Source organism: Senimuribacter intestinalis, from assembly GCF_943192965.1.
Classification (GTDB): domain Bacteria; phylum Bacillota; class Clostridia; order Peptostreptococcales; family Anaerovoracaceae; genus Senimuribacter; species Senimuribacter intestinalis.
In genome coordinates this window covers 92,004-116,090 of the sequence record NZ_CALPCF010000007.1, presented here as the reverse complement: position 1 = coordinate 116,090, position 24,087 = coordinate 92,004, and the positions used below count along the sequence as shown (strand labels likewise).

Annotated in this window: 23 protein-coding genes; 20 read left to right on the top strand and 3 right to left on the bottom strand. The window is 43.3% G+C overall.

Annotated elements, in window-relative coordinates; genetic code table 11:
* Window positions 1–4 precede the first annotated feature (4 nt).
* The 6 genes from NFR88_RS08160 to NFR88_RS08135 all read left to right on the top strand — a co-directional run bounded on the left by NFR88_RS08160 (window position 5) and on the right by NFR88_RS08135 (window position 7,706).
* Window positions 5–1,270: a hydroxymethylglutaryl-CoA reductase, degradative gene (locus tag NFR88_RS08160; protein WP_251614937.1), complete on the top strand. Its 1,266-nt coding sequence runs from the start codon at window positions 5–7 to the stop codon at window positions 1,268–1,270.
* An 18-nt stretch (window positions 1,271–1,288) separates the two neighbouring features.
* A complete protein-coding gene (locus NFR88_RS08155) occupies window positions 1,289–2,893 on the top strand; it encodes an amidohydrolase (protein ID WP_251614934.1) in 1,605 nt (534 codons plus the stop codon).
* A gap of 267 nt (window positions 2,894–3,160) precedes the next feature.
* Window positions 3,161–4,354, top strand: a complete 1,194-nt coding sequence (locus NFR88_RS08150; protein ID WP_330588318.1) for an alanine/glycine:cation symporter family protein — start codon at window positions 3,161–3,163, stop codon at window positions 4,352–4,354.
* Window positions 4,355–4,471: 117 nt separating this feature from the next.
* The gene (locus NFR88_RS08145) at window positions 4,472–5,668 is read left to right on the top strand and encodes a CaiB/BaiF CoA transferase family protein (protein WP_201759548.1); all 1,197 of its coding nucleotides are present in this window, start codon (window positions 4,472–4,474) and stop codon (window positions 5,666–5,668) included.
* Window positions 5,668–6,444 (top strand): enoyl-CoA hydratase/isomerase family protein, encoded by a 777-nt coding sequence (locus tag NFR88_RS08140; protein WP_251614932.1) that lies wholly within the window; start codon window positions 5,668–5,670, stop codon window positions 6,442–6,444. The genes NFR88_RS08145 and NFR88_RS08140 overlap by 1 nt, the downstream gene beginning before the upstream one ends.
* A 128-nt stretch (window positions 6,445–6,572) precedes the next feature.
* Window positions 6,573–7,706 carry a PucR family transcriptional regulator gene (locus NFR88_RS08135; RefSeq protein WP_251614930.1) on the top strand — a complete coding sequence of 378 codons (1,134 nt, stop codon included), beginning with the start codon at window positions 6,573–6,575 and terminating at the stop codon, window positions 7,704–7,706.
* Window positions 7,707–7,797: 91 nt separating this feature from the next.
* Here the strand turns inward: NFR88_RS08135 and NFR88_RS08130 are convergent, their stop codons facing one another.
* Window positions 7,798–8,829 (bottom strand): 2,5-dihydroxypyridine 5,6-dioxygenase NicX family protein, encoded by a 1,032-nt coding sequence (locus NFR88_RS08130; RefSeq protein WP_160201675.1) that lies wholly within the window; start codon window positions 8,827–8,829, stop codon window positions 7,798–7,800.
* 291 nt (window positions 8,830–9,120) lie between these two features.
* Here NFR88_RS08130 and NFR88_RS08125 point away from each other — a divergent pair, with 291 nt between their 5' ends.
* From NFR88_RS08125 to rpmE, 3 genes are all read left to right on the top strand, one after another.
* Entirely contained in the window at window positions 9,121–10,401 is a 1,281-nt protein-coding gene (locus NFR88_RS08125; protein WP_160201676.1) for a cytosine permease, read from the top strand.
* A 16-nt stretch (window positions 10,402–10,417) separates the two neighbouring features.
* Window positions 10,418–11,869 carry a dipeptidase PepV gene (pepV, locus tag NFR88_RS08120; protein WP_251614928.1) on the top strand — a complete coding sequence of 484 codons (1,452 nt, stop codon included), beginning with the start codon at window positions 10,418–10,420 and terminating at the stop codon, window positions 11,867–11,869.
* A 133-nt stretch (window positions 11,870–12,002) separates the two neighbouring features.
* The gene (gene rpmE / locus NFR88_RS08115; RefSeq protein ID WP_160201678.1) at window positions 12,003–12,200 is read left to right on the top strand and encodes a 50S ribosomal protein L31; all 198 of its coding nucleotides are present in this window, start codon (window positions 12,003–12,005) and stop codon (window positions 12,198–12,200) included.
* A gap of 399 nt (window positions 12,201–12,599) precedes the next feature.
* Here rpmE and NFR88_RS08110 read toward each other — a convergent pair whose 3' ends face one another.
* The gene (locus NFR88_RS08110) at window positions 12,600–13,955 is read right to left on the bottom strand and encodes an amidohydrolase family protein (protein ID WP_251614926.1); all 1,356 of its coding nucleotides are present in this window, start codon (window positions 13,953–13,955) and stop codon (window positions 12,600–12,602) included.
* A 214-nt stretch (window positions 13,956–14,169) separates the two neighbouring features.
* Between NFR88_RS08110 and prfA the strand changes: the two genes are divergently transcribed.
* The 5 genes from prfA to tyrS all read left to right on the top strand — a co-directional run bounded on the left by prfA (window position 14,170) and on the right by tyrS (window position 18,899).
* Window positions 14,170–15,234, top strand: coding sequence for a peptide chain release factor 1 (gene prfA / locus NFR88_RS08105; RefSeq protein ID WP_160201680.1), 1,065 nt, complete (start codon window positions 14,170–14,172; stop codon window positions 15,232–15,234).
* Between the two features lie 175 nt (window positions 15,235–15,409).
* Window positions 15,410–16,417, top strand: a complete 1,008-nt coding sequence (locus NFR88_RS08100) for an L-threonylcarbamoyladenylate synthase (protein WP_251614924.1) — start codon at window positions 15,410–15,412, stop codon at window positions 16,415–16,417.
* A 5-nt stretch (window positions 16,418–16,422) separates the two neighbouring features.
* Entirely contained in the window at window positions 16,423–16,854 is a 432-nt protein-coding gene (rpiB, locus tag NFR88_RS08095; protein ID WP_251614922.1) for a ribose 5-phosphate isomerase B, read from the top strand.
* Between the two features lie 30 nt (window positions 16,855–16,884).
* Window positions 16,885–17,514 carry a uracil phosphoribosyltransferase gene (upp, locus tag NFR88_RS08090; protein WP_160201682.1) on the top strand — a complete coding sequence of 210 codons (630 nt, stop codon included), beginning with the start codon at window positions 16,885–16,887 and terminating at the stop codon, window positions 17,512–17,514.
* Between the two features lie 56 nt (window positions 17,515–17,570).
* A complete protein-coding gene (tyrS, locus tag NFR88_RS08085) occupies window positions 17,571–18,899 on the top strand; it encodes a tyrosine--tRNA ligase (protein WP_251614919.1) in 1,329 nt (442 codons plus the stop codon).
* A gap of 116 nt (window positions 18,900–19,015) precedes the next feature.
* Here tyrS and NFR88_RS08080 read toward each other — a convergent pair whose 3' ends face one another.
* Window positions 19,016–19,195: a helix-turn-helix domain-containing protein gene (locus NFR88_RS08080; protein WP_251614916.1), complete on the bottom strand. Its 180-nt coding sequence runs from the start codon at window positions 19,193–19,195 to the stop codon at window positions 19,016–19,018.
* Here NFR88_RS08080 and NFR88_RS08075 point away from each other — a divergent pair.
* From NFR88_RS08075 to NFR88_RS08050, 6 genes are all read left to right on the top strand, one after another.
* Window positions 19,189–19,968 carry a hypothetical protein gene (locus tag NFR88_RS08075; RefSeq protein WP_251614913.1) on the top strand — a complete coding sequence of 260 codons (780 nt, stop codon included), beginning with the start codon at window positions 19,189–19,191 and terminating at the stop codon, window positions 19,966–19,968. The genes NFR88_RS08080 and NFR88_RS08075 overlap by 7 nt on opposite strands.
* Window positions 19,969–20,072: 104 nt before the next feature.
* The gene (locus tag NFR88_RS08070) at window positions 20,073–20,216 is read left to right on the top strand and encodes a DUF2130 domain-containing protein (protein WP_251614911.1); all 144 of its coding nucleotides are present in this window, start codon (window positions 20,073–20,075) and stop codon (window positions 20,214–20,216) included.
* Between the two features lie 116 nt (window positions 20,217–20,332).
* Window positions 20,333–20,599 carry a type II toxin-antitoxin system Phd/YefM family antitoxin gene (locus NFR88_RS08065; RefSeq protein ID WP_160201686.1) on the top strand — a complete coding sequence of 89 codons (267 nt, stop codon included), beginning with the start codon at window positions 20,333–20,335 and terminating at the stop codon, window positions 20,597–20,599.
* Window positions 20,600–20,601: 2 nt separating this feature from the next.
* Window positions 20,602–20,922, top strand: coding sequence for a type II toxin-antitoxin system RelE/ParE family toxin (locus NFR88_RS08060; RefSeq protein ID WP_251614908.1), 321 nt, complete (start codon window positions 20,602–20,604; stop codon window positions 20,920–20,922).
* Window positions 20,882–23,275, top strand: coding sequence for a BREX-1 system adenine-specific DNA-methyltransferase PglX (pglX, locus tag NFR88_RS08055; RefSeq protein WP_251614905.1), 2,394 nt, complete (start codon window positions 20,882–20,884; stop codon window positions 23,273–23,275). The genes NFR88_RS08060 and pglX overlap by 41 nt, the downstream gene beginning before the upstream one ends.
* 15 nt (window positions 23,276–23,290) lie before the next feature.
* Window positions 23,291–24,082, top strand: coding sequence for a MarR family transcriptional regulator (locus tag NFR88_RS08050; protein WP_251614902.1), 792 nt, complete (start codon window positions 23,291–23,293; stop codon window positions 24,080–24,082).
* Window positions 24,083–24,087: the final 5 nt, after the last annotated feature.

Genomic DNA, 24,087 nt, shown 5'->3' with positions numbered 1-24,087 from the left:
AGAAATGAAAACAAGCAGTTATTCAGGATTTTTCAAATTATCCGTAGAAGAAAGAATGAAAGAAGTTGCGGAGTTCGCAGCGCTTTCCGCCAAGGAGCAGGAGATTCTTAAGAATGCAGACGCTTTAGATATGGATAAAGCAGATCATATGGTGGAAAATGTAATCGGAAAATTTGCTTTGCCTATGGGCGTTGGAATCAACTTTGTCATCAACGGTAAGGATGTGGTGATTCCTATGGTTACAGAAGAGCCCTCTGTTATTGCAGCCTGCAGTAATGCCGCAAAAATGGCAAGAGGCGCAGGCGGCTTTGTTGCAAGCACTTCTGGAAATATTATGATTGCGCAGATTCAAATCCTTGACATGGCGACGCCTTTTGCTGCAAAGAGCGCTATTTTGGAAAACAAGGAAGAGATTATCAAAATCTGTAATGAAAAGGATCCGGTTTTAGTTAAGTTCGGCGGCGGCGCAAAGGATGTAGAGGTTAGAGTCATCGACTCAATCGTAGGACCGATGGTCATTGTACACCTTTTAGTTGACACTTTAGATGCAATGGGTGCAAATGCCGTAAATACCATGGCTGAAGCGGTATCTCCATATATTGAAAAATTAACAGGCGGCGTTGCAGAGCTGCGAATTTTATCCAACCTGGCTGACCACAGAATCGTCAGATCCAGAGCAGTATGGAAGAAAGAAGCTATCGGCGGTGAGGAAGTTGCAGATAAGATTATCAACGCATATGCCTTTGCCGCGGCAGACCCATATAGAGCGGCTACCCACAACAAAGGCATCATGAACGGCATTATTCCGGTAGTAATGGCAACAGGAAACGATACTAGAGCCATCGAATCAGGTGCCCATTCCTATGCAGCAAGAAATGGAAAATACACTTCTTTGACCACATGGGAGAAAAATGAAAACGGTGATTTGGTTGGTTGTATTGAAATGCCAATGGCAGTAGGTCTTGTAGGCGGAGCGACAAAGATTCACCCTGCGGCACAGACAGCTGTAAAAATCTTGGGCGTTAAGACAGCGGCAGAGCTGGGACAGATTATCGCCTCAGCAGGTCTTGCAAATAATCTGGCTGCGATGAAGGCTCTGGCAACAGAAGGTATTCAGAGAGGCCATATGTCTCTGCACGCTAGAAATCTGGCAAATACAGTAGGCGCAAAGGGCGAGATCTTAGAGAAGATCGTAGCGAAAATGGTGACGGAGAAAAACGTCAGATTAGAGTACGCACAGGAATTATTTGACCGCTATCAAAAGGCATAATAAAAAGGAGCGAACAAAGTGAGTAATCAAGTTTTCATAAACGGTAAGGTATTTACCGCAGATACAAAGGAGCCTTTTGAAGAATGCTTTGTGGTAGAGGACGGCGTTATTTCATGGATTGGAAAACAGGAGGACTTGCCGGAAACAGGATATCCCGTTACGGATTTAGGCGGGAAGCGGGTGATACCGGGCCTAGTGGACAGCCATATGCACCCCGTCATTTTGGCGGACTGTGCCGCTAAAATTTCCTGTCTGCCTCCAAAGGTACATTCTATAGAAGAACTTACGGAGGTTATCAGAGAGAAAAGCAGCGATAGCAAACCAAATCAATGGATTCAGGGCTGGGGCTATGACGAAGAAAAATTTGCAGAGCACCGCAGCCCAAACAGATGGGATTTGGACAAAGCGACGACAGAATATCCTGTGGAGCTGCTTCGTTCCTGCTCCCATATTCGCAGTGTGAACAGTAAAGCGCTGGAACTTGCCGGAATTACAAAGGATACACCTGACCCGCCGGGCGGGGAAATCGACAGAGATGAAAACGGCGAGCCTACAGGCATTTTAAAAGAAAATGCAAGACATCTGGTTGGGGAGATTTTGCCGGAAAAATCCAAAGAGCAGGTCATCGAAAGTCTTGTTTCTTTGGGAGAACTACTGCTTTCACAGGGCATTGTAGCTGTGACGGATATGGGAAATCTGGACTCTGTGGACTATTTTGAGTACTATGAGGAAGCCGCAAAGAGAGGCTTTAAGCAAGATGTAGCCATGTATTATATTTGGGATTTAATTCGTAAAAATCCTGAGTTTAAATGGAGCGAGGAAATTGCAGAGCCAAAGCGGCAAATCCGCAAAGCCGGAATCAAATTGATCGGTGATGGAAGCGTAGGCGGCAGGACTGCCTGGATGGATAGACCTTATTTGGGCAGCGATACGGAGTACGGCATTTCAGTCTGCAGCGATGAGGAAGTAGAAAGTGCGATAGCCTTTTGTAAGAAGAATCATTGCCAGCTTTCGGTACACACGATGGGAAAACGTGCCATCGACCGTATGACTGAAATTGCATGCAGAGAGGGTCAGTGGCTTTCAGATAAGCCGTCTATAAGGCTGGAACATATCACTGATCCGTCAGAGCAGGCCATCGACAGGGCGGCGAGGGAAAACATCGCATTTTCCACCCAAAGTATTTTCATGTATGCGGAGATTGAAAGCTATCGGAACAATCTGGGAATGGAGTGGATAAAGGAAACTTATCCGATTAAGCATTTGCTTGCCCGTGGGGTTAAAGTAGCCTTGTCCACAGACGCACCGGCCACATCCTGGGCAGAACCGTCAAATCCGTTTCCAAACATAAAATGTGCAGTAACAAGAACTGCCTATGACGGAACGGACTGCGGCAGAGAAAACTGCATAGATGTAGAAACTGCTCTTCGCATGTATACCAAAGAGGGTGCGGAGATTGCAGGTTTTAGAAATCTGGGACAGCTGACCGCCGGCTATCGTGCCAGCTTTGCAGTTATATCTGAGGATATTTTTACAATAGATCCACAACGCATCGATGAAATCGTTGTAGAAAAAACCTATTTAGACGGTGATTGTGTATATGATAAAATGAAAAAACAATAGATATAAGGATCGAGATTTAAATTTACAGGATATATTTTTTGATACATAGAAAGGATTTACTATGCAAGGTATTATAAATTTTTGTGTCGCATGTGCGAACTGGTTTTGGGGGCTCCCCATTTTGATTTTAATCGTTGGCGGTGGACTGTATATGAGTTTTCGCTTAGGTTTTCCTCAGATTACAAAACTCCGTTACATCTGTTCACAGACTTTTGGAAAGATGTTTGCCAAAGGGGAAGATGATAAAATTTCTTCTTTTGCAGCAGCATGCTCTGCTTTGCTTTGGCTTCCTCCATCGGAGCCTCCAACATTGTAGGTGTGCCGGTAGCCATCGCTTTAGGCGGTCCCGGAGCGATTTTCTGGATGTGGATTATTGCGATTGTAGGCGGCTGTACAAAGTATGTTGAAATTGCGCTTTGTATGAAGTACAGGACTAAAAACGAAAAAGGTGAATGGGTCGGCGGCGCTTTCAGCTATGTAAAGGAGTTATGCGGAGGGAAAAAGGCAGGACATGCAATCGCTATTTTCTGTGCATTTTTCACCATGATTGCAGGTATTCCGTCTGTAGCGTCTCAGACTTTGTCTGCCAGTGCGCAGGTTTCTGTTTTTGGTATTAACGGAACAGTATTCGGTATTATCGTTGCAGTAATTGTTGCAGTTATTGTTTTCGGCGGAATTAAAAGAATTGCCAAGGTTATGGAAAAAGCAGTGCCGATTATGGCAGCGTTGTACCTGTTAGGTGTAATTATCATTCTGGTACTTAATGCTGGTGAAATTCTTCCATCACTGGGAAGCATCTTTGTGTATGCTTTTGCACCGCATGCGGCCGTTGGCGGCTTTGCAGGATCCACTGTAGCGCTGGCGCTGCGTTGGGGTTCTGCAAGGGGTGTGTACTCCAATGAAGCGGGATTTGGTTCAGCTCCGTCAGCTCATGCGGCTGCAGATGTTGATCACCCGATTAGACAGGCAATGTGGGGTGTTTTTGAAGTAGGCGTAGATACGATTTTAGTTTGTACGGCTACAGCGCTTGCAGTGCTGACTACAGGCGTTTGGAAGATGCCCGGTATTGATGCCGGCGCTTTAGGACAGGCGGCATTTCACACTGTCTTTGGTGTGGCTGGAGATTACTTTGTAGCGATTTGCGTGTTACTGTTTGTAATTACGACGATTACTGTGGTTATTTTCTACGATGAAAGACAGGCAGAGTTCCTGTTTAAAACACCAAAAGCCGGTGTTGCATGGAGATTTATTGCAATTGCAACGATGATTATTGTAACCTTCGGTATGGAATTGACCGTGGTATATCAGCTCAATGACTTCTTTAATGCGTTGTTTATCATACCGAATATGGTTGCTGTTATCTGGCTGGTGCCGCAGGTTGTTAAGCTGCAGGATGAATTCTTCCATACACCGGGCAAATACTATCTTGCCGACATGGAAGAAAAGAGAGCGAAGAAATAGAAAGTATGTTGTTAAACAAAAAATATATTCTGTAAAGTAATGAATCTTATTTTGGGTAGGTACCGGAAAATCGAAGAAATTACGGTTTTTCGGTACGAATTCATGGAGGAAATAGGTATGAAACCATTAGAAGGTGTAACAGTACTGGATTTAACAAGAGTAGTAGCAGGCCCTTATGCGACTATGATTTTATCAGATTTAGGCGCACGGGTCATTAAAATCGAGAATCCGAAGGACCCGGATTATACCCGCGACTTTGAGCCGTATCTTGTAGACGGCGAGAAAAAACAGAGCGCCTTTTTTGCACAGTATAATCGAAATAAGCAGGCCATTACCTTAAATCTCAAAGAGGAGAAGGGGAAGGAGCTTTTTAGAGAGCTGGTTGAAAAGGCAGATATTGTCATTGAAAATTATCGAGCAGGCGTGATGGATAAACTGGGCGTCGGCTATGAAGATTTAAAGAAATATAACCCTAAAATTGTATATACTGCGATTTCAGGATTTGGACAGACGGGACCGTACTCCTCATGGCCTGCTTATGATAACAGCGGTCAGGCTCTCAGCGGTCTTTGGTCTATGAACGGTATGCCAGGGGAACCGACTAGAATTGGAACGATCATCGGCGATTTGGCAGCCACCTTTTTCGGCGCCATTGGAACACTGTCAGCGTATATTCATGCCCAAAAAACCGGAGAGGGGCAGCTTGTCGATGTAGCCCAGCTGGACTCCTCTTTGGCGCTGACGGAAAATGCAGTGTCCAATTATACTGTTGGAGGCAAGGTGCAGACGCCTCTCGGCAATGATCATCCCCTTTGCAGACCTTACGGAAAATTTAAAGCCAAGGACGGGGAAGTTTTCTTCGGTGGCTATACAGACAGATTTTGGAAAACTACCTGCGAATTCTTCGGCGAGCCGGAGCTTTTATCCGACCCTGAAATTGACACCATGCCGAAACGTTTTGACGAAGAGGTGTACGAGAGAAGAGTTTTGCCTAAAATAAATGAATGGTTTTCTAATTATACATGTCAGGAGCTGCAGGACGCCCTTGCCGACAAGTTACCACTTACAGCAATTCATGCAATTGATCAGGTGCTGGAGGATCCGCAGCTCAATGCCAGAGAGATGTTTATCGATTATACATACGGCAGTGCGCAGGGGAAATTATTCGGAACGCCGATTAAACTGAGCAAAACGCCGTGCGATACATCGGGAAAAGCACCGGAAATCGGACAGCACAATCAGGAGGTTTATAAAGAATTCCTTGGGCTTTCTGGATCGGAGATTGAGAGATTGCGTGAGAAAGGAGTTCTGTAATGAAAAATATCTCTTATGAAGTGAAAGACGGAATTGCCGTTATAAAATTCAACAGACCGGAGAAATTGAACTCTCTCACCCTGCAGATGTATGACGATTTAGGAGAAGCCTTTAAAAAGGCGCAGGCAGATAATCAGGTTGCGGCGTGTATTTTAACCGGTGCAGGAGAGAAAGCCTTTTGTGTTGGTGCGGATTTGACAGAATCTATTCCTTATTTAGGACAGGGTCATTATATTGACGAATGGGATCCAGCCCATCTCAAGCATGTGGATATGTATAAACCTGTAATTTGTGCAGTCAATGGACACTGTATGGGCGGAGGCTTTGAAATTATGCTGGCGTCAGACATCCGAGTAGCGTCCAGCGAAGCCACATTTGCTCTTCCGGAGGTTTCTTTAGGCATTGTACCGGCAGGAGGAACTCTGGCGAGATTGGCAAGACAGATTCCTTACATCAGAGCGATGGAACTGATTTTGATGGGTGAGAAAATCAGCGCCAAAACAGCTCTTGACTACGGGGTGCTGAACCATGTTGTTGCACCGAAGGACGTGATGGATAAGGCAATGGAAATTGCAAAGAAATTTTGCACTCTAAGTACGACGGCAGTGCAGACTGCGAAAGAATCAGTACTGAAGCTGCGGGAAATCCCGCTGGAGCAGGCTTTTGAGACGGAAGCACTGCTTGGATACAAAGCTTTCACCAGTGAAGACGCAAAAGAAGGCCTTGCTGCATTTTATGACAAGAGAAAACCGGAGTTTCCTTCTCGGAAATGGTAAAAGAGGGGGGTTCTGCTACAATGATTTGAGGAATTGAGCGGAGCCCTTATGTTAATTTTTGATACTTCTACCGCAGAGATTTCTGTGGTATACTGTGAAAAATGGAAAGAAAGGTAGGCAGGAAGGTTATGTTGTGCACAATAGAACTGATTTTAAAGCAGCCGTTATTTGAAAATGCGAAGGTTCTTGCAGGAAAAAAGTATCTTGATAATGTAGTCAATCGAACCTCTGTCTATGACTGTTCGGTGAAATCCGGCATCTTTGACAAAAGTATTGTGAAAAAGGGAGATTTGTATATCTCCGGTCTCGATCAATTTGCAACACAGCCGCAGGAGTTTACGAAATTTATTCAGGTCTTGGTTAATTTTCAATGCAGTGCGCTGATTATCACAGATGAGAATGCGCACCTGATTACCGAAGAAATAAAAGAGCAGTGTAATAGAGGAAAGCTGCCATTGATTATGGTGAGCTGGACAGTTTCTTATGCGTCTATTATGGAGACAATTAATAATATAATCATTCAGAAGTATTACCATATTTTTAATGGGAATAAATTAAATGAAATTCATACAGGAAAGCTTAACGATGCAGAGAAAAAACGGGTGTTAGAGAGTATTAATCCTAAATTTAAAAAACTGTTGCAAATAGTTATTGTTCGCGGAAATCTACATTCACCTATGATGGAGAATGATTTGATGGCGTATTTTTTAAAAAGGCAGAAGGACGTCTATATTTTCCACGATAATCTGCATTATTTTTTAATCAGTCATGACAGTGAAGAGGAGCTTAATCAAATCCAAACAATTTTTTGTAACTATTTGGAACAGTATTTTTCCAATTATACGGCAGGGGTCAGTGCAGTACACCCCAAGAAGGAAGTGAATCTTTGCCTCGATGAGGGACTTCTTGCCCTGGATACCGCCTATTATCTCCAGGAAAAGAGAATTGTCTATGACAACAAATCCATTTTGACGTTGATTATGAAGTTGAAGGATAGCAGTGAATTATACAGTTACTATGACAGCCTGAAATCTTTGATTTCTATCTATCGAAGTGAAAATGACTCGACCTTGTTTAATACATGCAAAATGTTTGTACAATGCAAAGGCTCTTACAGTGAGACGGCGAATCTTATGGGGCAGAGTGAAGCAACAATTCGGTATCGTATTAACAAATTGCGCCAGATTTTAGGATTTGAAGATGATATTGTCCAGTTTCATACCTGTATTACCATGCTTACGATGATAGATCGAATGTTATAATAGCTTTATCCCAAAAGGGCTTCGGAGGATTATCCGAAGCCCTTTTGGCAGAAGTATCATACAAAAGGATACTATGCAAGGTATGGGTTTCTTAGTTGTGTGGATACATTGCTTCCAGCTCAGGGTCAACCATTTTACCCTTATCCATAATCTGAACGCCGTCAATCCATACGGAAGTATCGATACAAATACCGTCAGTATGAGAAATCGCCTGCTGACCATCAGGTGGAGCAATAATCGGGCTTACATAACCGATTCCCCACTCCGTAACGCCCCAAACTCTTTCGTCTTCAACAACGTTACCTGAAAGCTGCGCGCCAGGATTGAAGCCGTATGCGACATGAGCCATCTTCAGCATGCCCGGATCGTCAAAGCTCTTTAACCATTTTTCGTATGCTTTTGCGTCTGCGCCGCCTTCAACTTTTACGATTTCGCTGTTCTTTACAGTTAATCTGATAGGAACATCAGGATTTCTTCCAAAAGGAGGAGTAACGGTGCCGTCGAAGACGATGGTTCCGTTTACAGAACCAAACTTAGGTACTACGTTGAGCTGACCTGCCATCATGTAGATACCGCTCTTTGAAGCAAGACCTGCATCTACTAAAATTGTGTGTTCCGGATTGGTTTCAAAGGTAACGTCAGTCCCTGCAGGGGTCGTCATGCGAGTCACCTTTGCAGCTCTGTTTAAATCAGCAACCTTATTCATAAATGCTGCCAGCTTTTCGCTGTTAAGATCTTTTAAAGTACGGATCAAAACATCTTCGGTATATTCTACCAAGCACATGTAGCGCATTTTTTTGTTTGCTTCAATTGCACGCAGGTATGGGGTAGAATAGAGCAGCCATTTCTGGTTGAATTCAATCCATACGTCGCAGTTGGATACGGCGGCAGTTAACGGCTCAATTGGCAGTTTTGGGTCTGCGGCCTGTCCAATGCCGTCCGGTGCAGGAAACTTAATCATCATAGGAAGAGCTCCTGCAGCGTGAGCGCTGGACATAACAGCGTTTACCACATTCATACATGAAAGGGAATCGCAAGTGATAACAACAGTTTCGCCCGGCTTTACCTTAAAAAGATCGCCAATTAAAGTGTCCGCAGCTTTTTGTAATTCGTAATCGTACATTTTATAACCTCCTTGTTTACAGTGAGTGTTTTAGTGCATTCTTCGAGGAAAAGTATAGTGGACAGAGGAAAAATTGTCATTGAGAATATTTGAATATTTTTAAGTTTTCATTCAAAATATTTTAATGCGGAAAAGACAGATATTATATAAAATGAAAGCACCGTAACAGGTGCACGCATTTCGCTGCTAAAAGGTGCATTCTTTGAAATCTAATCAGCCGCCAAGGGGCGGGGCGGAATTGCGGAAGGTATTCATTAAAGTATATTTGTTATCGAGAAAAGAGGATGAGTTATGAACGAAAACGAAAAGAAACGTAGTGGCGTTGAAACCACCACACTAACTCAAGTTGCACCGGAAGAGAAAAAGGGCTGGATTGAAATGGCTTTTTTACATGCCGGCGTTATGATTAGCGTTCCGAGCATGCTGATTGGAGGATTACTTGCTTCTGCAATGCCGCTGACACAGGCTCTTTTGGCAGGCTGCATCGGATATGCTTTAGTTATTGTTTTTACTTGCTTGGGAGGTATGGAGGGAAGCGACCTCAGCGTACCGGCATGTGTGATACTACAGTCCAGCTATGGTAAAGCGGGCTCAAGATATTTAAACAGCCTCTTCTTTACCATTTCAATGCTCGGATGGTTTGGCGTTAATACCGCAGTTTGCGGCAGTGCATTTACAAATCTGATGGCAAACTCTTTTGGAATTCACGTTCCGGAGGTTGTATCCATTTTAATCTGGGGAACAATCATGCTGGTTACAGCAGTATACGGCATTAACGCCATTGGAAAAATCAACACACTGGCTGTACCGGCACTGTTGATTGTTTGTGTAGTAGGCTGTTATTTGGCGCTGCGCAATAACGGTACTGCAAATCTCAATGCGCAGACAGAAACGACGATGACTTTAGTACAAGGAATTACATTGACGACAGGATTTATGAGTATGCAGACCATGACAGTTGCAGACTTCTCCCGTTATCAGAAAAACCGTGGAGATACACTGAAATCAACCGTATTTGGCGTACTTCCTGCGGGAATTCTCATGCTGGTAATCGGAATTCTGATGGCTAAGGCTGTGGGTCAGTATGATGTCAGTCAGGTTTTATGCGATGTAGGTCTTCCGATTTTAGGTATGGTTGTACTGATTTTAGCGGCATGGACTACAAATACAAGCAATGCTTACCTTGCAGGTATCAACCTTGTAAATATTTTGAAACTGAAAGATGAAAAGAGAGCTATGGTTACGCTGATTGCCGGTGCAATCGGAACTATTTTAGCAGTTCTTGGAATTATGAACCAGTTTGAGGGATTCATTACATGGCTGGGTGCTGCGTTTGCTCCGATGGGCGGCGTAATGTTGTCAGACTACTGGCTGCTGAGAAAAGGTACTGCTTCAAAATGGGAGCCGGTCGAAGGCTTTGTATGGTATGGAATTATTTCCTGGTTAGCAGGATTTGTGATGAACATTTTCGTAACAGACGGACTGGTTCTGGTACAGAGCATCGCTTTATCCGGATTACTGTACTATGTTCTTTGTAAAGCCCTTAAAAAAGACGCTTCTCTGCTGAGCTAAGAAACAGGAGGCTGTGATGAAACGAGAATTTGAAAAATTTTACGAAGAAAATAGAGGGGCTTTGCTTGGAGATATTTCTGCACTTATAGAGATTCCCAGCATTGCAACCCAAAGTGATGATTGCAGTGCACCTTTTGGAAAAGATGTTGCAGATTGCCTTGCAAAGATTTTGCAGCGTGGTGAAGAAATGGGACTTCACACTGAAAATATCGGCAACTATATCGGGGAGATTACGCTGGGAGAGGGGAATCATTTGATTGGAATTCTCTGTCATGCCGATGTAGTGGACGCCGGTGAAGGCTGGGAAACTGAGCCTTTTAAGGGAATCATCAAGGATGGAGAAATGTACGGACGAGGCTCCATTGACGATAAAGGACCAATGGTTTGCTGTATGTACGCAATGAAGTATATCAAGGAGAACAATTTGCTTCCGCCTGATTTCAGACTGAAAATGGTAATTGGTACAGATGAGGAAGTAGAGTGGAACAGCATCGCCAGATATCTGGAAGGGAAACCGGAGCTGCCGGAAATATCCATTGTTCCGGATGCTAACTTTCCTGTGATTTTCTGTGAGAAAGGGCTGATCAATGCGGATTTATCTTACCCGGTTATAAATGAAGGCGGTGCGGCTAAAGCTTCGCTTTCTCTGCAGGAGCTCTGCGGCGGTGAACGTGCAAACGTAGTGCCTACTGGCGCAAGATGTAAAATCTCATGGACAGATGAGAGCATCCGGGCAGAAAAATTGATAGAAGAAATCAGCGCACATGCAGAAAAGCTTGGGGCGGAAACCGGTGTTTGTTTGACGAAAGAGGGCGAAGTTTTTGTTGAAGTAAAGGGCAGAGCTGCCCATGCGATGACACCGGAAAAGGGTGTCAATGCGATTTCTGCTTTGATGGAAATTTTGTATCTTCTGAGTGAGGGAGAGCGTTACATTTTTGTGCAGCAGAATTTGATTGAGAAGTATCATACTTATATAGGTCTTGACTATAACGGAGAAAAGATGGGAATTGGGTGGGAAGATGAGGCTTCCGGCTTGATGACTGTCAATGTAGGTTTGATGAAAATGGAAAAAGATGCGTTGACGTTGACGATGAACATCCGTTATCCGGTAACCAAAACCTTTGAAGATGTTGATGCGAAACTGAAGCCGCTTACCAGAGCGTTGAACGGAAAATTGGAATATGGCGTCTGCATGGATCCAATCTATTTTGAAAAGGACAGCGAGATTGTAAAAACGCTCATGAAGGTATATCAGGACGCGACCGGAGATATGCAGTCTCAGCCGATTTCTCTGGGCGGAGCAACCTATGCGCGGGCAATTCCTAACGCCATTGCTTTTGGACCGGTGTTTCCGGATCAGGAGGAGCTTGCTCACGAAGCCAATGAGCACTACAGTGTTGCTGATTACGAGAGAATTACGGAAATCTATGCAAATGCTTTGCTTGAGCTTTGTAAGACAATAAAATAATCTGCGATTTCCTGAGAAATTTTCTGCAAAAATTACTTGTATCCTGCAAACAAGTGTGATATAGTATAAAAGCTGTAGTAGATACAGATAAATTATGCACGGGCATTGCCTGAGCAGGAAAGAGGTAAGAAGCATGAAGGAAGGAATCCATCCTGATTATAAGGAATGTAAAGTAACTTGCGCATGTGGTAATTCTTTTGTTACGAAATCCGTAAAAGAAGAAATGAGACTTGACGTTTGCTCAGCATGTCATCCGTTCTTTACAGGACAGCAGAAGTTCATCAACCGTGGTGGACGTGTTGAAAAGTTCAAGAACAAGTACAACCTGTAAATATAATCAGAAAAACCAGAAGCCGGAGATTTGTCTCCGGCTTTTTAGTTTTATGCATTAGAATGTCTGTGTTAGCATCAAATAGAACACATAAAAAGAATTTCTTCATTGCAGAACTATACCCTTTCTTCTTTCAAAAAAAGGAAAACTTTCAGGCGGCAAGGCATGTGACAAGCAAACAAGAGGAACGTTTGACCTAAATCTTAAACCTCTCTCTGCGTATTATCCGTTTTAAGTCGTATTTTTGCTCCAAAAACAAAAGGTACTGCACTACAGGCGTTCGTCAAAACGCTTGGAGTGCTTTTTTTGGGAGATTTTTTGCTTTTTTCTGCAAAGCGGATTTGGGTTTCGTTTGGTTCCTATATAGAACAGCACATTCAGCAGGACCTCGTTCCGACTTTATTTTCTTACAGCTTTTCCTAATCGGTTATTTACGATTTTATCATTCTGCAGAGCAATTTCGCCGCCGATGAGGACATAGCTGAATCCTTTGGATGGGATTTGTCCGTTTTCGTAAGTAGCGCAGTCTTGCACTTTTTCCAGGTCAAAAATGGTAATATCAGCATCGCTGCCCGGCAAGAAATTTCCCTTGTTCGGCAGATGCAGACGATTTGCTGCCATAGTGGTCATTTTGCTGATTCCCTCAGAAAGACTGATTTTTCCCGGACGGATGTAATTTGCAATGAAACGTGCGAAGGAGCCGGAAGCGCGAGGATGTCCCATGCCGTCGGTTCTGATTCCGTCGCTGCCCAGCATAATCAGCGGTGAAGTCAGCGCCATTTCGATATCTTCTTCTCGCATAAAATAGCCGACTGTAGCTGTGTCCGGTGCAGTTGCCCTCAGTTCATCAAAGATTTCTTTGGTACAGCGCTTGCCTGCATATTTTCCGCTGGCAATGAGAATACTGTCGTAGTCAGCGTGGTAACGTTCCAGAAATCCGTCATCATAGGTAGTTTCGCCGATTCCAGTACTGAAAGCACTGTAAGGGTAACAGTCGCAAAGCATGTCGATCCCCTTTGCACGGTAATTTCTGATATTTTCAAGAAGCTGCGGCATTTGGCCATAGCCGCCCATACTGCCTATGTGAGAAAATTGTACGCGAATCCCACAGTTTTCGCCTATGGCAGCTAGCTCATCTGCTGCAGCAAATACTTCGTTGACGTCTTGACGAACATGGGAAGCTGCGATTTTATCACCTTTGCGGCAGAGTTTAGCAAGAGCAGCGATTTCTTCTGGTGTTGTACCTGGCACGTATTTTACCCCGAAAGAAATACCGAGGCAGCCTTTATCCAGAAAATCCTCGCATACAGCAGTCATTTCCTTTAAGATGGTTTCGTCAATGGGGCGATACTTATCCTGCTTTCCACTGCGTCCCCTTAGATAAGTATGACCGGCTAAAAGACCGAGATTTACCGGCGCACCGTCTCGATCAGTAATGTCCAGATAGTGATCCGGATCGCAGGCGTTGTTACCGCAATTGCCGCCGATATCCAGTGTTACTCCCATATGAAGTGCTGATTCTGCCATGCTTACGGCAGTGGTGTCTGTCTTTGGATCGTAGTCGTCTTCGTGCATATGAATGTCGATAAACCCGGGGCAGACGATTTTACCAGCAGCGTCGATAACTAAATTGACATTTGGCGATTCATCTGTAAGCTCGACGATTTTTCCATCTTCGATATATATATTGGTGATTTTTTCGATTGCTTGCGCAGGGTCGACCACCGTTCCGTTTTTTATTAGTGTTCGTTTCATAAAAAGTCAAACCTCCTATTTTACGATAAAATATTTTACGCTTATAACGGTGGCAAGTCAATGGGGAAATAGCTTGCATCATGGCAAAGACATCGACAAAGGCTGCACAGAAATAATTGGCAGCTTTGGGTATTTTTCAATTGTAGGAAATTGCAGTTTGTGGTACAATATATGTTTAGATAGATATGGAAATTTTTATTTTGAGGAGATAGATATGTTTGATAAGTTAGACTTTATTGTTGAGAAATATCAGGAATTGTCCCTGAAGGTTTCTGATCCGGAGGTCATAAATGATCAGCCGGTCTGGCAGAAATACATCAAGGAAATGGGCGAGATGGAGCCGATTGTTAAGAAGTACGAAGAGTACAAGAAAGCAAAAGAAGGTCTCCGCGATGCCAAGGATCTCGTTGAAAACGAGACAGATGAAGAGATGCGTGATTTGGCAAAGATGGAAATCAACGATTTAGAGGAACAGATTGAAAAGAACGAAGAAGAACTGAAAGTTCTGTTGCTGCCAAAAGACCCTAACGACGAAAAGAACGTAATTCTGGAAGTCAGGGCAGGCACTGGCGGTGACGAAGCCGCATTATTTGCACAGGATCTTCTTAGAATGTATATGCGATATGCAGAACGCCACAGATGGAAGACAGAACTGATGGATGTCAACGACACTGGAATCGGCGGTATTAAGGAAGCCGTAGTTCTGATTAAGGGTAAGGGTGCATATTCCAGACTGAAATACGAGAGCGGCGTACACAGAGTGCAGCGCGTGCCAGAAACGGAGTCTGCAGGTCGTGTTCATACTTCTGCAGCAACGGTAGCTGTTCTGCCTGAAGTCGACGATGTGGAAGTGGATCTGAATCCAAACGATGTCAGAGTGGATGTGTACCGCGCTTCCGGTAACGGCGGTCAGTGCGTAAATACCACAGATTCTGCAGTCAGACTGACCCATGAGCCGACTGGACTTGTAGTAACCTGTCAGGATGAAAAGTCCCAGATTAAGAACAAAGAAAAAGCCTTCAAGGTTTTGAAAGCAAGACTCTATGACCTGAAACTACAGGAACAGAACAAAGAGATTTCTGAGGCCAGAAAGAGCCAGGTTGGTTCCGGCGACAGAAGTGAGCGAATCAGAACCTTTAACTTCCAGCAGGGCAGAGTATCCGAGCATAGAATTGGTTTGACTCTGTACAGACTGGATGCAATTTTAGATGGTGATTTAGATGAAATCATCGATGGCTTGATTACTAGTGATCAGGCAGAGAAAATGAAGAACTTCTAATCAGACTTGCTAAATTCGCCCGCAGCGTTGTTGCTCGAATTTGATTCATTTCTCACGTACCATTTGTACGCTCCGAGCCTCATCAAATCCGGCGCCTAGCTACGAACGAATTTCACTGCATCTGCAGACTTACTAAATCCGCCCACAGCGTTGTCAGCTATGTGGGCATGAAACTATGATGAATACAAAATTACTAAAAGACACAACTGAAGATATTGCAGCGGCAGCGGATATTTTGGCAGCGGGAGGGCTGGTTGCATTCCCTACAGAAACGGTCTATGGACTGGGCGCCAATGCCCTCGATGCAGGAGCTGTGGGTAAGGTGTATGCGGCAAAGGGTAGACCTTCTGACAATCCTATGATTGTCCACATATCGTCAAAGGACGATTTGCTTGCACTGACCCCTGAAGTCACCGCTGATATGCAGATTTTGATGGAGCATTTCTGGCCGGGTCCCATGACCATGATTGTGTCAAGGCTTTCCCTGATACCTGATACGACTACAGGCGGCCTTGATACGGTAGGGATTCGTATGCCGGATCATCCCGTGGCGCTTTCTTTGATTAGTGCAGCGCAGTGTCCTATTGCAGCGCCCAGCGCAAATCTCTCCGGAAAGCCCAGTCCAACAACGGCAAAAGATGTCAAAGAGGATCTCTATGGAAGAGTGGATGCGATCATAGAAAGCACCGACTGCCAGGTGGGAATTGAATCCACTGTCATCGATATGACAGGTAAACAGCCTATGATTTTAAGACCTGGCATTATTACCAGAGAGGATTTTGAAGAGGCGCTGAAAAAGCCGGTAGCACTTGATCCAACTTTGAATCAGCGACCGGATGTATTTAATAATGAAGATTTTAAGCCCAGAGCACCGGGCATGAAATATAAGCACTATGCACCGAAAGCACAGATGACGGTCTTTGAAGGAAGCTCGCAGGCTGTGCAGGAGGTCATTTGCAAGGAAGCCGCAAAATACAGGGCGGAGGGCAAGAAGGTCTGTGTCATTGCCTTTGACGAAAAAGATCAGAAAGCTGCAGCGCACCAGTTTTTTGCAAGGCTAAGAGAAGCGGACAGAGAAGGCGCTGATATGATTTTGGCGTCGGCGCTGCCGGAGGAGGGCATTGGCTTTTCTGTCATGAACAGAATGCTGAAGTCCGCAGGATATAATATTAGAAAGGTTTAATACATATGATTATTGCAGTTGCCAGCGACCATGGCGGGTTCGCGTTGAAAAATATTGTAAAGAAACATTTATTAGAAAGGGGATTTAAAGTAGTGGACCTCGGAACTGATTCCGAAGCGTCCGTGGATTATCCCGTGTACGGAAAGGCATGCGGGGAAGCGGTGGCTTCCGGAAAGGCGGATATTGGAATTGTCGTCTGTGGGACAGGCATAGGCATTTCCATCGCTGCCAATAAAGTGAAGGGCATTCGTTGCGGGCTTTGCACTTCTGTAGAGATGGCAAAGCTGACCAAACAGCACAACAATGCCAACATCCTTGCGCTGGGCGGAAGAACCACTGCACCGGAGCTCGCTGTTGAGATTGTTGACGCATGGCTGGATACTGAATTTGAAGGCGGTCGTCACGAGAGAAGAACAGCGATGCTGGACGAGATGTAACCGCAAAGCAGCAGAAAGAGAGGTAAGAGAATGAGCAAAGTATATATTTTTGACCACCCACTGATTCAGCACAAGGTTGCGCTGATGAGAAAGACAGATACCAGCACCAAAGATTTCAGAGAACTGGCAAAGGAAATCGCCATGCTGATGGGTTTTGAGGCGACCAGAAATTTGCCGCTGAAAGAAGTAGAGATAGAAACACCGCTTTGCAGCACTAAGGTAAATATGCTGGAAGGGGAAGATATTGCTATCGTACCAATTCTTCGCGCAGGTCTTGGTTTTGTAGACGGCATGCTGGCACTTGTTCCAAATGCGAAAGTTGGACATGTGGGTCTTTATCGTGATCCTGACACCCACGAGCCGGTGGAATACTACTGCAAGTTGCCGACAGACATTGATAAAAGGCAGATTTTTGTCGTAGATCCTATGCTGGCAACTGGTGGAAGTGCGGCAGCTGCTATTGATTTTATCAAGCAGAGAGGCGGGAAGAATATCACATTCATGTGTTTGATTGCAGCACCGGAGGGCATTGAGGTACTGCAAAAGGCACATCCGGATGTGGATATCTACATCGCAGCGAAAGACGAGAGACTCAACGAACACGCTTACATTATTCCGGGGCTAGGGGATGCAGGCGACAGACTGTTCGGCACAAAATAAAGGGCGATTATTAATGAAATTCCAGGGCAAAATTCTAAGAAGAGAGGATATTTACCATGAAAAATTTTATTCCTGATTCCGTAAGCAAGTTTGATAATGTTTACGATGTACTGAAAGAAAGAGGCTTCATTGAGCAGGTAACCGATGAAGAGGCAGTTAGAGAGTTACTGGGCAAAGAAAAGATCAAATTCTATATCGGTTTTGACCCGACTGCAGACTGTCTGCATATCGGACATTTTATGCAGGTTATCATTTTGATGTACATGCAGAAATATGGACATACACCGGTTGTACTGCTGGGCGGCGGCACCGGTATGGTAGGCGACCCGTCAGGCAGACAGGACATGCGTCAGATGATGACTGTAAATACTATTGATGATAACTGCGCAGCTTTTAAAAAGCTGTTTGATCAGTTCCTTGATTTTGACGATGAATGGAAATACGAGGGCAACAACGGTGTATATGCGCCGGGTCATCAGAACAGAGAACCGCTTCCAGGCAAAGCAATCAGCATTAACAATGCAGATTGGCTGAGACCGCTCAACTATGTTGAGTTCGTAAGAGAAGTAGGAACACACTTTAATGTGAATAATATGCTGCGAGCAGACTGTTACAAGCAGAGAATCGGCGACGGTTTGACTTTCTTTGAACTGAACTACATGCTCATGCAGGCTTATGACTTTACCGTTATGGCAAGAGACTTCGGACTGAAAATGCAGTTCGGCGGCAACGACCAGTGGTCAAACATTCTGGCAGGTAAGGACTTGTCCAGAAAATGGTGCGGTGTTGATGTAGAAGGTATGGTATTTGCACTGCTGACTAACAGTGAGGGTAAGAAAATGGGCAAAACCCAGAAAGGTGCGCTGTGGCTGTCACCGGAGAGAACTTCCCCATATGAGTTCTATCAGTACTGGAGAAATGTCGGCGATGCTGATGTGAACAAGTGTCTGCGTTTCCTGACCTTCCTGCCGATGGAAGAGGTCAATAGGCTATCCTCCCTAGAGGGTGCTGAAATCAACAAGGCGAAGGAAGTGCTGGCTTACGAGGTTACCAAGCTGGTACACGGCGAAGAGGAAGCCAGAAAAGCCCAGGAAGGCGCTAGAGCTGCCTTTGGAGGCGGCGGTGATGCTGCTAACATCCCGACCACAGAAATGGCTGCTGCTGATTTTGACGGTGATGGTAAAGGTCTGGTTTCTCTGATTAAAGAGCTGGGTCTTGTGCCGAGCAATGGTGAAGGCTTCAGAACCATCGAACAGGGTGGACTTTCCGTAAACGGTGAAAAAGTAACCAATCCAAAGATGAACGTAACGGCTGATCTGTTTAAGGACGGCGAACTGCTGATTCAGAAGGGCAAGAAGAAATTCCATAAGGTTGTGATTAAATAAATAGAGGATGATGTGCGGGAGCTGGCTGCAATTAACGGGTGTTTATCGTTAAAGCAGCCGGCTCCTTGTGTTTCATAGGTGCTGCTGCTTAAGATGGATGGAAAAGTATGGATGGCTTAGTTTGCGGCCTTTTTGACAGCTTCTTCGATTTCTGCTACCAACGCGCTGGGCGAAACTTTTAACGCTTCCGCTATGCGAAAGAATGTTTCTAATGTAGGTTTTCTGACACCGCGTTCAATAGCAGAAAGGTGCGTGCGACCGATATCGGCAAAACCACTGACGACTTCCTGTGACAACTGTTTTTCTTCTTGGAAATTATGAGAAATTCTATATGGTGGACACTTCCGACGATGGAACGAATACTTATCATAGAACTTTTGAACTGACTGGACTGCCAAAGGGTGACTACCGTATCATGGTAAAGCCTCAGACAAAAGTTCGGTTTCATTTCAGAGCGGATACTTACAGAAGTATTTATAAAGAGCCGACCTATAAGGAAATGACAACGCTGGCAAAATCCCTTGCGACAAAGAATATCAAATATAAGAATGAAGACATTGGTGAGCATGCGAGACTGTATGGAAAGAGGGTTGAAGTTCCTCTAGGTTTGGCAAAGTCAGAGGATTGCTTAATGGGAACTACCTTTCAACCATATATTGATATCCAGAAGGATGGAAAAACAGCAAAGCTGAGTCTTCGTGTAAAGGGAACAGCACAGTATGTAGATCTTTGGGGTGATTATCTGTATTACGATTCAATCAGGTTTTATACCAGCAGCAGGACTACGACTTTTGATATAGGCTATGATGATGCGCATGGATATTACAGCTACAAGAAAGGATTATATTTCCGAACTAATTATTGGAGTGCAACGCTGTCAAGCAATACGAAACGGAGAGATGCGCAGATTGATAAGCTAATTAAGATTTTTAAGCAGAAGAATGTAAAGGTGCGCATTTATCATTACGAGGATGGCAATTACATTTGGGGAAAGCTTTCTGATGGAGAGCGCAAGAACTGGCTTGCAGTGTTTCAGAAGTACAAGAAAATGCTTAAGGAGTATGAATAGGGATATACAGCAATAGATCAGGTAAGTTGATAAAGTGGAAAGAGGTTTAAGTATGAAAATTTGTAAAGTATGTGGAAAAGAATATGATGGTGCTATAGAAAAATGTGAGATTTGTGGTGCTGGTTTCGCTCCTTGAAAGTGACAGTGATTTTTATAATCAGGGCATTGTGGACGTTTCCTATCGCTATCCGAAGATGTACGTCATCAGACCGCAGCATTTTATTTCGCTGGAGAAAAGTCATGAATAACGATGATTTTAAAGTATATTTTAACGACGAAGATTTTTCAGAACACATTGACTTCGTTGTATGAAATGAGTATAATATGATTAGAATATAGCTATCAAAATAGAGGAGGCGCCACTATGAATATTCGTCCGTCTGCAGCAATTCGTCAAAATTACAACGAGATTGCTGACATGTGCAGAAAGACAGCAGAGCCAGTATTCCTTACAAAGAATGGGGAAGGCGATTTAGTCGTTATGGATATAGAAACATACAATAGACGAGAAAAGATGCTGAAGCTAAGAGAGGAATTGTTAGCGGCAGAAGAAGATAGAATTGCAGGGAGAATAGGATGCACTCTTGATGAACTGGATTCTTATCTTGATGATATCATCTCAGAGGCTTAAATATGAGTAAAGAAACAAAATATCAAGTCATCATTTCTGATAAAGCGAAACAGATGATAGGAATGCATATTCGTTTTATGGGCCAAGTTAACAGAGAAGCGGCAAGCAGTAAAAGGAAAGAACTGATTGCAGCGATGCGCTCTCTTGAACAAATGCCCCAACGGTTTCCTTTTTTTGAGGGACCGTATATTACACCGAATAAGTACCATAAAATATTTGTGGACAAATGGTATTTGATACTTTATCAGATTCAAGACAATCGTGTCTATGTGGATTATGTGATTGACTGCAGAAGAGATTATAGTTGGCTGGCACAATCATAAGGAACAGGCAGTGTACAAAGCGAGGAGAAAACTCCTCATCTGGTTCAATCGTTTTATTGCACTGCGTTTTATGGAGGTCAACGGTTATCTGCCTTCTCGTGTTCGTGTGTTCACAGATGACAGCGGAGAGTTTCGTCCTGCGATTTTGAAGGAAGCGATGAATTTGGAGCTGGACGGACTGGATCGGGAGAAGGTGTATGGCTATCTGGAAGAGCAGAACAACGAGGAGCTTTATAAGTATCTGCTGTTGACCCAGTGCAATGCTTTGAACAAGTGCCTGCCTTACATGTTTGAGAAAATCGATAACTATACAGAGCTGCTGTTTCCAAGCGGACTTCTGAAAGCAGACAGCGTCATCGGCAGGATGATTTCGGAAATCCCGGAAGAGGACTGGACCGATCAGGTGCAGATTATCGGGTGGCTGTATCAGTATTATAACGATGAGCGTAAAAATGCAGTTATCAATATCTATAAAGGAACAGTAAAAAAAGAAGATATACCGGTTGCAACTCAGCTTTTTACCACAGATTGGGTAGTTCGATATGTTGTAGATAATTCGCTTGGAAGATATTGGATTGAAAGAAATCCTGACAGTGGATTGAAAAGCAAGTTGGAATTTTTAGTTGTACCTAGAAGCGGAGAGTTTGTTTTTGTTGACGAAAAAGTAAAGCCAGAGGAGATAACCGTACTGGATCCGTGTATGGGATCTGCACATTTCCTTGTAGACGCTTTTGAGGTTCTGATGGAGATCTATACCGAATGTGGATGGTCGGAGAGAGATGCAGCGAAAAGTATTTTAGAAAATAACCTTCACGGCCTTGAGATTGATGAACGAGCAGGTCAGCTGGCATATTTCGCAGTGCTGATGAAAGCACGCAATCATAACCGTAGAATTTTAAATGATAGTTTGGATTTAAACATTGCGACCATGGAAACATCATCGTTTTTGACTGAGGAAGTGATTTCTTATGTTGCAGCAGGAAATGCAAAGATAGAGGAACTTCTAATGTATATGCAGAAAGCCTTTGCAGATGCAAAAGAGCTTGGCAGTATGATTGGAGTTTCGCAGATGGATTTTGAGTCACTGTCGGAACGGATCCGAGAGATAAAGGAAATGCCGCTGGCAAATCTGTTTGAACAGCCGATTCGTGAGACGGTATTAGAAAAACTGCCTGTTTTGGTAAAACAGGCAAAACTGCTGATGAAGAAATATGATGTGGTAGTGACAAATCCACCATATTTGAATAAATATAACCCTGCTTTGAAAAAGTTTGTCAACGATAATTTTAAGGACTGTTCGGGGGATTTATTCAGCGTATTCATGTATCGGAATTTCCAGTTCTGTAAGGAGAATGGATATTCAGGTTTCATGACGCCGTTTGTTTGGATGTTCATTAAAACCTATGAAAATCTGCGTAACTATATCATCGGTCAGAAGTCTATCGTAACACTGATTCAGATGGAATACTCCGCTTTTGAAGAGGCAACAGTGCCAATCTGCAGCTTTGTTTTGAAGAATGAAAAAAGCGATGGTTGTGGACTGTACTTTAAGCTGTCTGAATTTAAAGGTGGTATGGAAGTACAGAAAGAAAAGGTGCTGGAAGCAATCGCAAATAAGGATTGTGGATATTACTATGAAGCGCAGCAAGCCAACTTCGCAAAGATACCGGGAAGCCCAGTGGCGTATTGGGTGGGAAATTTTACGATTTTTGAGAAACGCCAATTAGCAGAATTAATTGACGCTCGAATTGGAATGGTGTCTGGTAACAATGAAAGATTTTTAAGAATATGGACAGAGATTGAATTTGTAAGAATTGAATTTGATGCAAAACCTGGAAAAAATCCATGTTGTAAGAAATGGTACCCATTACAGAAGGGAGGGGAATACCGACGTTGGTTTGGGAACGAACTATATGTAATTAACTGGGAAAATGATGGTGATGAACTGAAAAATGACAATTATATGGGGAATCGTATTCGGTCACACAACTATAATGGTGAACAGCAATTTAAAGAAGGAATAACATGGAATAGCATTAGTTCCTCTAGGTTCCATTGCCGATATACCCCTGTAGGATTTACTTTTGATGCTGCTGGACCATTATGTGAGGTAAAAGATGTCTCAAGATTGTACTATGTTTTGGGAATGCTAAGCTCTAAGGTAGAAGACTATTTATTTTCTTTAATTAATCCAACTATGAATTTTCCTTCTGGATATTTAGAGAGTTTGCCATACTGTGAAGAACAGTTAGAAAAAACAACTAGTATTGGAATAGAATGTGTTGAAATTAGTAGGAATGACTGGAACACATACGAAACTTCATGGGACTTCAAGAAGCATCCACTAATATAAAGGAGGTGAACAAATATGGGTAAAAAAGTAGATAAGAATAAGTTAGAATATGGGAATCATCCGCCAGAATGGATAACATCTAAAGAAATAGCTTATATTGAGGAGATTGGAGAGATTATTCGTTTTTTTGTTGTTAATTCACCTTGCAAAGGAATAAGCGCTAGAGGCATGACATTTGAGGAATATGGTTGGAGTTCTAAGCAACTTAAAAATGATGGATGCTTACATAAAAGATTATTTGAAATTGCTAATTTAAGCGAGAATGAAACATTCTTTTCATGTGAGAAGAGAGAGGAGACAAAAGAACTATTTGAAAAAGCAAAAATGCGGGGAGACTTTCATTCACAATATAAAGAAAACAGAATCGCAATTTTGGAGAACGGTGGGGCAGTTCGTTCAGTATTTAAAGCAATCAGAAATTCTATTGCACATTGTAGGTTTAAGCTAATCGAGATTGAAGATGATTTGTTGTTTGTAATGGAAAACGGAATAGTTCAATCAAATAAAATAGAAATTAAGGCAAGGCTTGTTATCAAGAAATCAACTTTGATAAAATGGATTCAAGTTGTTCGTGAAGAAGCGAGCGTTTTTGTGGAGCAAGAAAGGCAGAGGGAAGAAAAAATACAAAATGAGATTTTAAACTATATTTTTAAAGAAGAACAGTCAACAATTGAAATGATTACGAGTGAGTTAGGATATAAAAAGGGCACCATTACACGCAATATAGGAGCCTTAAAAGAAAAAGGAAAAATTCAATATTCTAGAGAAAAGAAAACGTGGATATTATGTGAGAGTGTGGCAGCATAATCCAT